Annotated in this window: 11 protein-coding genes; all 11 read left to right on the forward strand. The window is 66.1% G+C overall.

Features of this window, described 5'->3' with window-relative positions:
• Nucleotides 1-51 precede the first annotated feature (51 nt).
• The gene (locus OXC99_06220) at nucleotides 52-885 is read left to right on the forward strand and encodes an endonuclease/exonuclease/phosphatase family protein (protein MCY4624575.1); all 834 of its coding nucleotides are present in this window, start codon (nucleotides 52-54) and stop codon (nucleotides 883-885) included.
• Between the two features lie 81 nt (nucleotides 886-966).
• Nucleotides 967-2,187, forward strand: a complete 1,221-nt coding sequence (locus OXC99_06225; protein MCY4624576.1) for a VIT1/CCC1 transporter family protein — start codon at nucleotides 967-969, stop codon at nucleotides 2,185-2,187.
• Nucleotides 2,188-2,213: 26 nt separating this feature from the next.
• Nucleotides 2,214-3,176, forward strand: a complete 963-nt coding sequence (gene ftsY / locus OXC99_06230) for a signal recognition particle-docking protein FtsY (protein ID MCY4624577.1) — start codon at nucleotides 2,214-2,216, stop codon at nucleotides 3,174-3,176.
• On the forward strand, nucleotides 3,176-5,503 hold the full coding sequence (locus tag OXC99_06235; GenBank protein MCY4624578.1) for a DUF2298 domain-containing protein: 2,328 nt from the start codon (nucleotides 3,176-3,178) through the stop codon (nucleotides 5,501-5,503). Before ftsY ends, OXC99_06235 begins: the two co-directional genes overlap by 1 nt.
• Nucleotides 5,496-7,700 (forward strand): TIGR03663 family protein, encoded by a 2,205-nt coding sequence (locus OXC99_06240; GenBank protein MCY4624579.1) that lies wholly within the window; start codon nucleotides 5,496-5,498, stop codon nucleotides 7,698-7,700. The genes OXC99_06235 and OXC99_06240 overlap by 8 nt, the downstream gene beginning before the upstream one ends.
• Before the next feature lie 100 nt (nucleotides 7,701-7,800).
• On the forward strand, nucleotides 7,801-8,874 hold the full coding sequence (locus tag OXC99_06245; protein ID MCY4624580.1) for a lysylphosphatidylglycerol synthase transmembrane domain-containing protein: 1,074 nt from the start codon (nucleotides 7,801-7,803) through the stop codon (nucleotides 8,872-8,874).
• The gene (locus OXC99_06250; GenBank protein MCY4624581.1) at nucleotides 8,871-10,256 is read left to right on the forward strand and encodes an NAD(P)/FAD-dependent oxidoreductase; all 1,386 of its coding nucleotides are present in this window, start codon (nucleotides 8,871-8,873) and stop codon (nucleotides 10,254-10,256) included. Before OXC99_06245 ends, OXC99_06250 begins: the two co-directional genes overlap by 4 nt.
• Nucleotides 10,257-10,552: 296 nt before the next feature.
• The gene (locus OXC99_06255; GenBank protein ID MCY4624582.1) at nucleotides 10,553-11,887 is read left to right on the forward strand and encodes an MFS transporter; all 1,335 of its coding nucleotides are present in this window, start codon (nucleotides 10,553-10,555) and stop codon (nucleotides 11,885-11,887) included.
• An 80-nt stretch (nucleotides 11,888-11,967) separates the two neighbouring features.
• Nucleotides 11,968-13,290 (forward strand): MFS transporter, encoded by a 1,323-nt coding sequence (locus OXC99_06260; GenBank protein MCY4624583.1) that lies wholly within the window; start codon nucleotides 11,968-11,970, stop codon nucleotides 13,288-13,290.
• 56 nt (nucleotides 13,291-13,346) lie between these two features.
• Nucleotides 13,347-13,574: a DUF6364 family protein gene (locus OXC99_06265; GenBank protein MCY4624584.1), complete on the forward strand. Its 228-nt coding sequence runs from the start codon at nucleotides 13,347-13,349 to the stop codon at nucleotides 13,572-13,574.
• A complete protein-coding gene (locus OXC99_06270) occupies nucleotides 13,571-13,978 on the forward strand; it encodes a PIN domain-containing protein (protein MCY4624585.1) in 408 nt (135 codons plus the stop codon). The genes OXC99_06265 and OXC99_06270 overlap by 4 nt, the downstream gene beginning before the upstream one ends.
• The last annotated feature ends 113 nt before the right edge of the window (nucleotides 13,979-14,091 follow it).

The raw sequence follows: 14,091 nt of genomic DNA on the forward strand, positions 1-14,091 counted from the left end.
CGTTCATCCTGAGCCCGTCGAAAGGGGAGGGAAACCCCTTCGGAGCACCTCATGACTACGATTGTCAGCTGGAACGTTGCTCAACGCTCCGAACCTTGGGCGCAGTTGCTCGCTATGGACGCCGACGTCGCGCTGCTGCAAGAGGCTGCGGCACCCCCGGAGGGCGTACGCTATCGCGTCTGGCACAGCAATGTCCCATTTCACACTCCCGGTCCAGAAGGTTACCGACCCGTCAAGTGGCGTGCTGCCGTCGTTCGCCTTTCTAACCGCGTAAAGGTCGATTGGATCGAGGCCAAGCCTCTCGTCGACGCCGAGTGGGGCGAGTTCGCTGTTACCCGCCCGGGTACCCTGGAGGCGGCTTGGGTGACGCCGCCATTGGGCGAACCCTTCATTGTGTGCTCCATGTACAGCCAGTGGACACGACCCCTCAAGGGCGCCGGTGAGTGGATCATGGCCGACAACTCTGCCCATCGACTCATTTCAGACCTGTCCGGTCTTATCGGCAGGCAGCGGGGACACCGCATCATCGCTGCCGGAGACCTCAACATCTTTCACGGCTTTGGCGACGGAGGGAGCAAGTATTGGGAAGCTCGCTATCGGACGGTTTTCGACCGGATGACCGCCATTGGACTGGAGTTCATGGGTCCTCAGGCGCCGAACGGCAGGCAGGCTGAGCCGCGGGGATATGGTGAACCTGCCGACTCCAAAAACGTGCCTACCTACCACACCAACAGACAGTCCCCTGCGACCGCGCAGAACCAGCTTGACTACGTATTCGCGTCACGGGGCTTCCATGAGAGGGTCACCGTCCGCGCCCTCAACAACCCTGAAGACTGGGGGCCCAGCGACCACTGCCGCGTGCTCATTGAGGTCTCGGAGGGATAGAATGGTTGCGGCAGGCTTGTGACCCACAAACCTCGACAGTGCCCTCGGCCCGGCCCGCGTCAGGGCACAAGGGGGAAAGACATGACAACCGGAAGCTCACTCACAAGGACGGACAGAAACCTCTGGAACGCCATCGTCACGGAGTCCGTCGCCAATGTGAAGTACCAGGCCTTCGCGCAGCAGGCGTTGATTGAGGGCCACCCCGAGGTGGCGCAGATCTTCCAGGAGGTTGCCGGGGCCGAGAACATCCACGGCATAAACCACCTGCGGGTCGCGGGCGACGTCAAGTCATCGGTGGAGAACCTGCGCAGCGTCATCGCGGGCGAGGCTGAAGAAGCGGCGCGGGTGTATCCGCAGATGATCCAGGCAGCCCTCGATGAAGGGCGCCGCGACGCGGCCGACACCTTCCGCATGGCTATGGACCGCGAGCAGCACCACCTGAACATGTTTGAGGCCTCTCTGGAACAATTGAAGCGAAAGCTGTCAGAGCAGGCCTTGTCGCAGCCAACACCTGCGCAGGTCCAACAAGCGGCCGCCGCGGCGCGAACCAAGGCGGCTGAGCCCTTCATCGACAGGCAGTCGTGGGCCAGCACGGAGGAAGTAGACACGGAGCGATGGCGCATCGCGGCGTCCGCCCGCGTCCGCGAGGTTGTGTTTGGCGCGCAGGACGGGCTCGTCAGCACGCTTGCGCTGGTGACCGCAGTCGCGGCCGCCGTCACTGGGAACAACGCGTCGTTCGTGCTGGTTGCCGGGCTGGCGGGGGCGCTCGCAGGCATGATCTCCATGGCCACGGGCGCCTTCCTCGGCTCCCGTGCGGCGCAGGACCTGCAGCGGGCGGAGATCGAGAAGGAGGCGCGGGAGCTTGAGGAGCACCCAGCCGAGGAGCTGGCGGAGTTGGTGTCGTTATATCAGCGGGAGGGGCTGAGCCTGCGTGAGGCTCGTGGCCTTGCCGACAAGGTGTCCGAGGACAAGGACCTGTGGCTTCGGACGCTGCTGGAAAAGGAGTTGGGCATCAGCCCGGAGATTACCTCCAACCCCGTGAAGGACGCCGTTACGATGGGCACGGCCTTTGTGATTGCGGCGTTCATTCCCATCCTGCCGTATTTCTTCCTTGAGATTGCCAGGGCCATCCCTGTGTCTGTCGCGGTTACGCTGGTCGGGCTCTATGGTCTCGGCGTCTACAAGGGGCGGCTGGTCAAGAAGTCCCCGTGGATGCACGGGCTGGAAGTGTTGGCCATCGGCTCCGTGGCGGCTGCGTTGTCCTTCGGTATAGGCGAGGGCATCCCGCGCATCTTTGGCTAGCAAAGCACTCGATAGAAGGGTAGCCAATGCCTTTTGGCTTTTTGAACCGCAAGGGGGGCAAGGAGGAGGCGGAGCGCGGGCTGGAGCGCAGCCGCACCACTTTCTTTGGCCGCCTCAAGGACCTGATGGTGCGCGGCGGCGCCGGCGAGGACGTCTGGGACGAGGCCGAAGAGCTGCTGATCGAGGCCGATGTCGGCGCGGGGCTTGCGATGGAGCTCCTGGACCGCGCCCGCGACAGGGCTCGCGGCGCCCGCTCCGCTGACGATGTCTTCGAGGCGCTGAAGGCGGATATCCTTGGGGTGCTCACCGCCGTCGAGGGTGCGCCACTTGGTCAACCAGATGGCGGCGGCAACGGCATGCCGGCACACAAGCCGCTTGTGGTGCTGGTCGTCGGCGTGAACGGCGCGGGGAAGACGACGAGCATTGCCAAGCTCGCCGCGCTCTTCCGCTCCGAGGGCAAGCGCGTTGTGCTCGCCGCCGCCGACACGTTCCGGGCCGCCGCGATCGAGCAGCTCCAGCACTGGGGGGAGCGGGCGGGGGCCGACGTCATCGCGCACAACCAGGGCGGCGACCCGGCGGCCGTCGCTTTCGACGCCATGGAGGCCGCCCGCGCCCGCGGCGCCGACGTGCTCATCGTCGATACGGCGGGGGGGCTGCACACCAAGAGCAACCTGATGGAAGAGATGAAGAAGATCGGCCGCGTCCTTGGCCGGGTGGATGACTCCGCGCCGCACGAGGTGCTGCTGGTGCTGGACGCCACGACGGGCCAGAACGGCCTGGTGCAGGCCAAAGAGTTCACGCAGGCCGTCGGCTGCACGGGCATCGTGCTGACCAAGCTGGACGGCACCGCCAAGGGCGGTGTGGTCTTGGCCATCGCACGAGAGATGGGGCTGCCCGTACGCTTCGTAGGCACCGGTGAGGGTATGGGCGACCTCTCTCCCTTCGCGCCGGAAGAGTACGTGGACGCCCTGTTCAGCGCCAGCCGCTGATGACGCACGCCATCCTCTGGCTCATCACCATTGAGGCGCTGGGCCTGCTGGCCTTCCCCGTCGCCTACGCGCTGTTCCCCGCGCTCCGGGACCGTGGGTTCGGCTTTGCAAAGCCCCTGGGCATGCTGACGCTTGCCTACCCGGTGTGGGCGCTGGGGAGCGCGCACATTCCCCTCGGCCCGCGAGCGACCGCCGCGCTGGTGTTCGTCGCGCTGGCCCTCGGTGCTGCGATGCTCGCGCGGCGGCTATGGCCGGAGATCCTGGACTTCGTGCGACGCGAATGGCGGCTGCTGGCGGCGACGGAGGCCGTCTTCCTCATCGTCTTCATCCTGTGGGCGCTGATGCGGGCTGGCATGCCCGGCATCGGGCACACCGAGCAGCCGATGGACTTCGCCTTCCTCAACGCGTCCATGATCGCGCCCGTGTTTCCACCGGAGGACCCGTGGCTCTCCGGTCACGGCATCAGCTACTACTACTTCGGCTACCTGACAATGGGCCTGCCCGGCGTGCTGGCGGGCATTCCATCGGGCTTTGTGTACAACCTCGCGCTGGCGCTGCTGCCAGCGATGGCCGCGATGGGAGTCGTGAGCCTTGTCAGCTCTGTCGCGGTGCGGATGGGCGCGAGGCTGCACACGGCCTTTGGCGTTGGGCTGCTGGGCGTGCTGATGCTCGGCTTCCTCGGCAACCTTGAGGGCGTGTTCGAGATGCTGCGGACCTGGGGCGCCGGCGGCGAGGGGTTCTGGCAGGCCGTCGGCATCAAGGGCCTCGACGCGCCCGCCACGAGCGCCTCTTTCTTCCCGGCCGACCACTGGTGGTGGTGGCGGTCAAGCCGCGTCATCGACACCATCGTAGCGGGCGTCAGCATGGACCCGACGATCCACGAGTACCCCTTCTTCAGCTGGCACCTCGGAGACCTGCACGCACACGTTATGTCCATCCCCTTTGTGCTGCTCTTCCTGGGCTTCAGTTTCGCCCTGCTCGCCGATGAGACACCACTCAGCGGCGCCTGGTGGCGGCGACGCTGGCACTTCGTGGCCGCGATGGGGCTGACGCTGGGTGCGCTTGGTTTTATCAACGCGTGGGACCTGCCGGTGTTCTTCGCCATCGGGGCGGGCGCGGCGTCGCTATGCGCGTACCGTGCCGCGCGAGACGGCGAACGCGGCGGCCTCTGGTGGGCGGCGGGCGTCGCCGGTGCGCTGCTGCTCCTGGCAGTCGTGCCGTACTTGCCGTACTACGTCGGGTCACTGGCGGGACAGGTGAAAGGTATCGCGCCCCTCACGGCGCCGGGAAGCTCGCCCCTGCACTTCCTCATCGTGTGGGGCGTCTTCGCGTGGGCCATCGCCGCTATCGCGCTCCCGGCGCTTGCAGGAGAGCATGGGCAGCTCGTGCGCGACCGGCCCCTCATGGTTGCCGTTGCGCTGGGACTTGCGCCCTTTGTGCTGTGGCTTGGGCCGGTGCTCGTGGCGGGGGAGACGGCGGAGCTTGCGGACCGACTGTGGGTCGCGCTGCCGCTATCGCTGGCGCTTGCGATTGCACTGGCGGCGACGCTGCGGGCATCCTCGGGCGACGAGGGCGGAGGGCTCGCGTTTGCGCTGGGCGCGGCGGCCATGGGCATCGCGCTGGTCTTGGGGCCGGAGCTCTTCTACGTCGTCGATTCCTTTGACAACCGCATGAATACGGTGTTCAAGCTCTACTATCAGGCGTGGGCCATTCTTGCTGTGGCCGCGCCGCTCACCCTATACTTTGGAATACGGAGCGCCCTTCAAGGCGGCCTCTGGCTCCGCCGCGCCGGTGCGGCAGTGGTGGTTGGGTTTGCCGCCCTGGCAGTGGGCGCATTCTATCTTCCCGCGGGAATGACGCTGACAGTGAACGCAACGTCCGGCAACCAATACACCCTTGACGCGACGGCCTTCCTGCGCGAGCAGGCGCCGGGCGAGCACGCGGCCATCGAGTGGCTGCGCGACAACGCCTTGGCGGGCGACGTGATCGTCGAGGCCGTTGGCGGCGACTACTCGACGTTCGGGCGCGTGGCGTCGTTTACGGGCCTGCCGTCGCCGCTGAACTGGCCCGGCCACGAGCTGCAGTGGCGCGGTTCCTCCGATCCACAGACCGGCCGCGCCGAGGACGTAGCGGCGCTCTACCGCGCGCCGGACGCCTCGGCGGCCGAGTCCATCATCGAGCGCTACGGCGTCCGCTACGTTGTGCTCGGTCCGCGTGAGCGGGACACGTACAAGGTGGACACCCTCGATCACCTTGCCCCAGCGCTCTCGGAAGCGTTTTCGCACGACGATGTGCAGGTCTACGAAGCAGTGGGCGACGATGCGTAACCCCATCGCCTACCATCCCTCGACGTTCCAACGGCAGGAGCCATCCGGCGCGCCGCGGCCCGCGGGCCGGTGGTCTCCCGCGTGGCTCACCTTCCGTTGGGAGTTGGCCTTCTATATTGCGCTGGCGCTCGTCGCGCTGGCGATGCGCGTGTGGGAGCTGGGCGACCGGGCCATGCACCACGACGAGAGCCTGCACGCCCTGTATAGCTGGTACATCACCGAGGGCCGCGGCTACGAGCACAACCCGCTGCTGCACGGCCCGCTGCAGTACCACGTCAACGCCCTGGTCTTCTTCCTGTTCGGCGACAATGATGCAACGGCCCGCATCGCCTACGCCCTGGTGGGCACGGGCCTCGTCGCGCTGCCGTGGCTTCTGCGAGACTGGCTGGGACGCACGGGCGCGATGTGCGCGGCTGTCCTGCTGGCCCTCTCTCCCACGATGCTGTACTTCAGCCGCTTCGCCCGCAACGACATCCTCATGGCGGCGCTGACGCTGGGGCTGGTGATTGTGGTGTGGCGGTACATGCGAGACCGGCAGCCCGTGTACCTCTACTTGGCGGCGGCAATCCTGGCGCTGGCCTTCTCCGCCAAGGAGACCATCTACATTACCCTCTTTGCGATGGGCGCGTTTCTTGCCTTCCTCTCGATCGGCGACCTGAAGGGCGTCGTTCTGGGACGCCTGAGGATATCCGAGATCAGCGCGCCCGCCGCCATGCTGCTGGTGCTCTTCACCCTGAGCCTGCCGATGGCGGCCGCCGCGTCCTCCGTGGTGCAGGGTCCGCTGGGCATTGTGCTGCTGAACGATGACCCTGGCGCAGGGCGCGTCGGGATGCCGCTGGAGGGCGGGAACTACGTCGCGGCGGCGCTGACCGCAGTGCTGTTCGCGGTGTCGGCGGCGCTGGGGATCGCCTGGGACTGGCGGCGCTGGCTGCTGTGTGCAGGCATCTTTGGGCTCATATACGTGCTGCTCTTCACCAGCTTCTTCACCAGCCCCTTCGGCGCGGTCACCGGCGTGTGGCAGAGCCTTGGCTACTGGCTGGCGCAGCAGGACGTGGGCCGGGGGAGCCAACCTTGGTACTACTACTTCGTCATCGGCAGCAACTACGAGTTCCTTGCGGCCGCTGCGGCTATTGGCGGCGCGGTGTGGGCCTTTGTGCGGGGCGGCGTGCTGGCCCCCCTCGACGCGGTGTGGAACACACCCCTGCGAGAGCACAACCGGGACGCCTTCGCGTCGCCGCAGCTCTTTGCTGTGTTCCTCATCTTCTGGGGCGTCGTCAACTTCATCCTGTTTACCCTGGCGGCCGAGAAGATGCCGTGGCTGCTGGTGCACGTCATGCTGCCGGCGGCGCTGCTGGCGGGCCTGGCCCTCGGGCGGCTGGTGGCGTTGATGCCGTGGCGGCGCGCCGTGCGCGAGAACGCGTGGCTCGCGCTGCCGCTGACGCCGCTGGCGCTGCTGCTGGCCTACCGCGTGCTGTTCTACGAATCTCCGGCGGTCATCGACCTGCAGGCGTTCCTGCGTATCTGGGGCATTCTGCTGCTCCTGTTCGGGGCAATCGCGGGCGTGCTCTACTTCGCCATGCGGCTGGGCACGCGGCAGGGGCTTGGACTGGCGGGGCTGGCGCTGGCCGTCGTGCTGCTGGCGCTCGGCGTGCGCGCAGGCTGGACGGCCTCGTACCACAACGGCGACACGCCGACCGAGATGCTGGTCTACACCATGAGCTCCCCGGACATCGTCAACGTCCTGCGGGACGTGAAGCGGTTGTCCGAGCAGAGCGGCCGCGGCGAGGCCATTCCCATCAGCATCGACGGGCATAGCGGCTTCGCGTGGCCGTGGGCGTGGTACTTCCGCGACTACGAGGCCGTCGGCTACCCGACGTACGCAAGCCCTCGGCAGCCGGAGAACCCCAACGGCGGCGTCGTCCTCGTCCACGTCAACAATGAGGCCCTCGCGGACGCGGGGCTTCGCGAGGCGGGCTTCACGCAGGTCCTGCGCTACAAGCACCGGTGGTGGTTCCCGGAGAGCTACCGCAACCTGACACCCGGTGGGGTATTGAACGGCATTGCGGACCGTTCGGCGTGGCAGAGCGCTTTCCGCTATTGGCTTTTCCGCGACTTTGAGACGCCACTTGGCTCGGAGGACGCCTACCTCTACTATTCGGATGACTTGCTGCAATTGGGCGCAATTGACCCCGGTTAGGCCCGTTGCTTGTACGGCGTCGCGGCCCCTATACTCATAGCTGTTGAGACGGGACTGAAAGACTCTTCTGCACCGAAACCGTCTCCGGAGAGAGTTCCCGTTGCTGTTATCCAAGCGGTTCTTCATTGGCCTTGTCCTGAGCGTGTTCTTCCTGGCTATATTCCTTTGGCGAGCGGATGTCAGTGACATCTGGGATGCCATGGAGTCAGCCAACTACCTCTACATCATCCCCGCTGTCGGGATGTACCTGACTTCGCTGTTGTGGCGGACGCTGCGCTGGAAGATCATTCTCTCGCCCATGGGCGACTACCGCGTATCCCGGCTGTGGCCAGTTGTGCTGGTGGGGTATGCGGCCAACAACGTCCTCCCCGTCCGGCTGGGAGAGCTGGTCCGCTCATACTTCCTGAACATCCGCGAGGGCGTGTCGAAGACCACGGCCCTCGCCACCATCCTCATTGAGCGCGTGGCGGACGGCATGGCGCTGCTGCTGCTGGTGGGCGTGGTCGCCATATTCATCCCTCCCATCGACCTGTTCAGGGCCATCGGTGAATTGACGCGCGTGCCGTGGCTGCTGCTCACCATGATGCTGAGTGTGCCGTTCTTCTCCTTCGCCTTCCTCCTTGTCTCAATGGCGGTCTGGCCTGAGCGGGTCGAGCGTTTCATGGCCCGGGTGCTCAACTACCTGCCGGCTCGTGCGCGCCCGATGGCCGGCTTCCTCTCGTCGCGCTTCCTGGAAGGGCTTACGGCGCTCCGGCACCCGGACCGGCTTGGCAAGATCATCGCCCTCTCCATTCCCGTGTGGACGTTTGAGGCGAGCCTGTTCCTCCTGATCGCGCTGGGCTTTGGGCTGGACGACTACTTCTCCATCTGGAAGCTGATAGGCGTGCTGATCCTGACGACCGCCACTTCCAACCTGGGCACGATTATCCCCTCCGGCGGCGGCGGCGTGGGCCCCTTTGAGTTCTTCGCGCAGGCGACGCTCGTCTACTTCGCCGTCGACGTATCCGTGGCATCGGCGTACGTGCTGGTGGTGCATGCGTCGCTGCTGGTGCCGGTGACGTTCGTCGGCGTTGGGTACGCCTCGCTGAGCAACCACACGCTGACCGGGTTGGCGCGTTCGAGCCGCGAGGGGGATGGGCGGGCGTCCACTGCGGGCGAGGCTGGCACAGCGTGAGAGTCGGAATCATCGGCGGTGGCGCCGCGGGCCTCGCCGCCGCGTTCGAACTCCTGCGGCAGGGTCACGAGGCGGAGGTATTCGAGCGCGCGCCATTCCTCGGCGGGCAGGCGTCCACCTTCGACGTCGGCGGCGGGCGGCTTGAGCGCGGCTACCACCACCTCTTCACCAGCGACACCGACATGGTCTGGCTCATCCATGAGCTGGGACTGGGCCAGAAGCTGGTATGGATCCCCTCCAGGGTGGGCATGTACCACAGCGGCCGCATATGGCCCTTCACCACGCCGACCGACCTCCTGAAGTTCAGCGCCATCGGCATCGCCGACCGGATGCGCCTGGGGCTCGTGACACTGGCGCTGCGGCGGCGGCGCAGCTGGCGCTCGCTGGAGAACGTGACCGCGGCCGAGTGGTTGCCTCGCTGGGCCGGCAAGCGCGCCTACGAGGCTGTGTGGGAGCCGCTGCTCCGGGGCAAGTTCGGCCGCTACTACGATCAGATAGGCATGACATGGTTCTGGGGCAAGATCGCCTTGAGACTGGCTTCCCGCGGCAAGAGCCTCGGCGGGGAGAGCCTCGGCTATCCGATGGGGAGCTTCGGCGAGGTCTTCGACACGCTGGGCGAGCGTGTCCGCGCGATGGGCGGAACGGTGCACACGTCGGCCGAGGTGGCGCGCGTGGTCGTCGAGGAGGGCCGAGCGACGGGGCTCGATGTGCGGCTGCCAGGCGAGCCCGCCGCCGTGCGACGCTACGACGCCGTGCTATCGACGACGCCGTCGCGCATCATGGCGTCGCTGACGCCGGAGCTGCCGGACTCGTACCGGGAGGCGCTGACGAGCACGACGTACCTCGCGGCGGTGCTCATCGTGCTGGAGATGGACCGCTCGCTGACGCCCGCGTACTGGCTGAACATCGCCGACCGGAGCATCCCGTTCGTCGCAGCCATCGAACACACCAACTTCGTGCCGCCGGAGCACTACGGCGGCAGCCACCTGCTCTACCTCTCCAACTACCTGGACCGGGAGGACAGGCTGTACTCGCTGGGCCACGACGACCTGCTGGCCGAGTACGCGCCCCACCTGCGGCGGCTCAACCCGGACTTCGACGAACGGTGGATCAAGAATAGCTTCTACCACCGCGAGGATGCCGCGCAGCCGGTGAACCGGACGGGCTACGCCGCGAGCATCCCACGGCACCGCACGCCCATTCCTGACCTGTACCTCGCGAACACCACGCAGATCTACCCGGAGGACCGGGGCACCAACTACAGCGTCCGTCTCGGCCGCAAGGTGGCGCGGCTCCTGCTCACCGACTACGGCCACGCCGTCAGCGGTGAGCTGCCGGAGGCCGTTATCAAGGACTCCGTCACCTCCGCATGGGAGTGGTAGCGGCGGTTCTTATCTGCATCAGGATTCGTTGCGATTCGTCTCTTTCTTTTCTGACGAAACAATTCCCGTATGTGGAATAGTCTCTTGCAGATAGGGACTGGCGGCGAAACAATTCGCTGCTCCCCTGTGTGCGTGGCCGGCTGCGGTTCCCATGGGTTGTAGGGTAGCGAGGGACAGTTCGCTCCCACGGTGACTCCGTGTCAGGGTGGCGTGGAGCGCTGGACACAGGCCCTCGCACTGACTGCACACTCGAACGCTCAGGACGCCCCACCCCAATCCTGCTATAGTTGCGCGCAATGGAGCAGAAGCAGGGCTTTCACTTCCCGGTCATCTACTACGGGTGGGTCCTCCTGGCCGTCGCGATGATCGCCGGGTCATTCTCGACGGGCGCGGGCGTCTGGGGCGCGAGCGTCATGGCGCGGCCGATGACGGAGGCGCTGGGCTGGTCGCGGGCAAGCTACTTCGGCGCGCTGACCGTGCGGTCGCTGGTGGCCGGCGCGCTGGCGCCCATCATCGGGCCGCTGCACGACACGCGAAACGGGCCGCGCCGGCTCATGCTGCTCTCGGCGGTACTGCTTGGCGGCTCGCTTATGCTGACGACGTGGGTGGAGTACCGCTGGCAGTTCTACCTGCTTTTCGGACTCTTGGGAGGCATCGCACAGGTCACGGGCATCAACGCCCTCACGCGGGTTATCCTGCCGAAGTGGTTCGTGCGCAAGCGCGGCCGCGTCATGGGGCTGGCCGCCATGGGGCCGGGCTTCGGCCCCATGCTCTTTCCCATATCCATCCAGGCGCTCATCGAGCTTTTTGACTGGCGCGAGGCCTGGTTTGCCCTCGGACTGGCCGCGTTCCTCATCCTGGTCCCGGTGTCCTTCATGGTGCGCACGCGGCCGGAGGACATGGGGCTTCTGCCCGACGGCGACAAACCGGGCGAGCCGCCGCCGGTTCGATCCGACCCCGCACCGGGGACTGCTGCCCCGCCTCGAACGATCAGCGCCCCCGACGGCCTGACGGTCCGCGAAAGCCTGCGGACTGTTGCCTTCTGGCTTATCATCGGCGCCTTCATGCTCGTGGGGCTGGGCATGGGCGGCTTCCACGCCAACCTCGTGACCTATTTCCAGGACATCGGCCTCGCCGCATCAGTGGCGGCGCTGAGCGGCACAGCGTTTGCGGTTGCCTCCGTTAGTCTTCGGCCGATATGGGGCTTGCTGGCCGAGCGCGTGACCGTCCGGTACCTCATCGGCCCGCAGCTCATTCTGAGCGCAGGGACGGTGCTGCTCATCCTGAACGTGGGCGGGCAGACCTCCATGCTCATCGCCGCGGGACTGCACGGGCTGACCATCGGTGCCTACATCACGCTGCAAAACCTGATGGTCGCCGACTATTTCGGCCGCGCACACCTGGGCGCCATCAGCGGCATCATTCGACCGTTCATGACGGTGGCGGGCGCAACCAGCCCCGTCCTCATCGCCTTCCTATTCGACCTGCAGGACTCGTACACGACGGCATTCCTGATCATCGCGACGGCCTGGCTTATAGCGGGCGGGCTCATTCTGCTGGCCGCGCCTCCGCGACAGCAAACTGGCCGGGCAACGGCGCCCGGCGGGCTCGCGCCGGACCCGGCGGGGTAGGCCCAACCTCCCTTACGACCAGGCCACGAACGCATGGCCCGCTTCAGACATTGGCCCCCAATCCTGCTATAGTCCGCTCCATGATGCGGCGGACGGGTTTCCGGCTCCCGAAGCTCTACTACGGCTGGGTGATTCTCGGAGTCGCCATCCTCGCGGGGTCGTTCTCCACTGGTGTCGGCGTCTGGGGCGCGAGCGTCTTCGTGCGGCCCATGACGGAGGAGCTGGAGTGGTCGCGGGCAAGCTTCTACGGCGCCCTGACCTTCCAGATGATCGTAGCGGGTGCGCTGGCGCCAATCATCGGGCCCATGCAGGACACGCGTACGGGCCCGATGCGGCTGATGCTCCTATCTGCCGTGTTGCTGGGATGCTCCCTCATGGCGCTCCGCTACATCGACAGCCTGTGGCAGTTCTACCTGCTCTTCGGCGTCTGCAGCGGCTTTGCCCAGATTGCCGGGGGCTTCGCCCTCACGATGACCATCCTGCCCAAGTGGTTCGTGCGCAAACGGGGCCGCGTGTTGGGCATAGCAGCCATGGGGCCGGGTCTGGGCCCGATGCTCTACCCAGTGTCACTGCAAGCCCTCATTGACGCTTCGGACTGGCGCATGGCGTGGTTCGTCCTTGGCATCGTGGCGCTCTGCGTGCTCGTACCCCTCTCCTTCCTGGTGCGCACGCGGCCCGAGGACATAGGCCAGCTCCCTGACGGAGAGGCGCCGGACGTGTCAGCGGCAGGGGAGAGGGAGGCATCACAGGTAGAGGGGCAACCTCGTTCCATTGATGCGGGCGGCCTGACGTTGCGCGAGAGCGTTAGGACACTCTCCTTTTGGCTCATTGTTGCCGCATTCATGCTGGTGGGCCTCGGGATTGGCGGGTTCCACGCCAACCTGGTTCCCTATTACCAGGACATCGGCATCGCTGAGTCCGTAGCGGCGCTCAGCGCCACGGCCTTCGCTGTCGGCTCGGTGAGCTTCCGACCAATCTGGGGCCTGCTTGCCGAGAGGGTGCCGCTGCGCTTCCTCATCGGTCCTCAGCTCATCCTGACCGCGGGCACCGTCTTGCTCATCCTCAACGTGGAAGGCCGTACGTCGATGCTGATCGCGTCGGGGCTGCACGGCCTGACCATCGGGGCGTACATCACGCTGATGGGGGTCATCGTGGCCGACTATTTCGGCCGGCTGCACCTCGGCGCGATCAACGGCGTCCTGCGGCCATTCATGACGATCTCAGGCGCGGCGAGCCCGCTCTTCATCGCCTTCCTGTTCGATTGGCAGGACTCGTACACGCTGGCGTTCCTGATCATCGCCGCGGGCTGGGCGCTCGCAGGCGGGCTCATGCTGGTGGCGAAGCCGCCTCGCGTGCCGACGCCAACGGCGACCTTGCATGACCGCGACTTGAAGGCCAACTAGAATATACGTATACTAAGGTTCACCGTACGTATACTCAGGGAAGGACGGCCCTCGCCATGAAGCAAAAACTTACGATCACGGTTGACGCGGAGTTGGTCCCCGCTGCCAAGCGCTACGCCCGCTCCCGGGGCATGTCGCTTTCGGCGGTAATCGAGCAGTCCCTCCGGGAAGTTGCCGGAGAGGAGACCGAGTCCTTTGCAAAGAAGTGGATGGGCAAGTTGAAGTTGGCGGAGCGGCATGGCGACCCTCTTTACGAAGCGTTGGTGAAAAAGTACGTCCGATGATGCTCATAGACACGGACGTACTCATCGACGTTGCGCTCCGTAGGGTGCCCCACGCATTTCCAGCCGCGGAACTCTTTGAGAAGATTCAGCACGGGGTTGAGGCCGCAAATGTTGCATGGCATTCCATATCCAACCTCCACTACCTCACGGCTCGGTCGCTCGGCAGGGACAATGCCCGCGAGTTCATCCTTGAACTGATACGCTTCGTGCCCGTTGCCGCAACCGGCACGGAGGCGGTCCGCTACGCGGCAGAACTCCCCATGAGCGACTTCGAGGACGCGATGCAGGTTGCCGCGGCCCGGGCCTGCGGGGCCACTCGTATTGTGACCCGGAACGTCTCCGATTACGCGCGGTCTCCCATACCGGCAGTCACGCCCCAGGAGGCGCTGGCCGGGTTGAGCTAGGTCCGCAACCGGACCCACTCCAGGCCTCTCTGGGTTCCCTCCCTCGTGTTTCCCCAGGACAGGCTTCCACCTCCCTAGGGCGAACGGGGTGGGACACCCCCATCCCAGCCTTC

This window comes from Chloroflexota bacterium (genome assembly GCA_026713825.1).
Taxonomy (GTDB): domain Bacteria; phylum Chloroflexota; class Dehalococcoidia; order Lucifugimonadales; family UBA1127; genus UBA1127.

Coding starts and splice junctions, on each gene's coding strand:
- OXC99_06265 (MCY4624584.1), top strand. CDS start 13,347: ATGAAGCAAAAACTTACGATCACGGTTGACGCGGAGTTGGTCCCCGCT.
- OXC99_06270 (MCY4624585.1), top strand. CDS start 13,571: ATGATGCTCATAGACACGGACGTACTCATCGACGTTGCGCTCCGTAGG.
- ftsY (MCY4624577.1), top strand. CDS start 2,214: ATGCCTTTTGGCTTTTTGAACCGCAAGGGGGGCAAGGAGGAGGCGGAG.
- OXC99_06235 (MCY4624578.1), top strand. CDS start 3,176: ATGACGCACGCCATCCTCTGGCTCATCACCATTGAGGCGCTGGGCCTG.
- OXC99_06225 (MCY4624576.1), top strand. CDS start 967: ATGACAACCGGAAGCTCACTCACAAGGACGGACAGAAACCTCTGGAAC.
- OXC99_06240 (MCY4624579.1), top strand. CDS start 5,496: ATGCGTAACCCCATCGCCTACCATCCCTCGACGTTCCAACGGCAGGAG.
- OXC99_06255 (MCY4624582.1), top strand. CDS start 10,553: ATGGAGCAGAAGCAGGGCTTTCACTTCCCGGTCATCTACTACGGGTGG.
- OXC99_06220 (MCY4624575.1), top strand. CDS start 52: ATGACTACGATTGTCAGCTGGAACGTTGCTCAACGCTCCGAACCTTGG.
- OXC99_06260 (MCY4624583.1), top strand. CDS start 11,968: ATGATGCGGCGGACGGGTTTCCGGCTCCCGAAGCTCTACTACGGCTGG.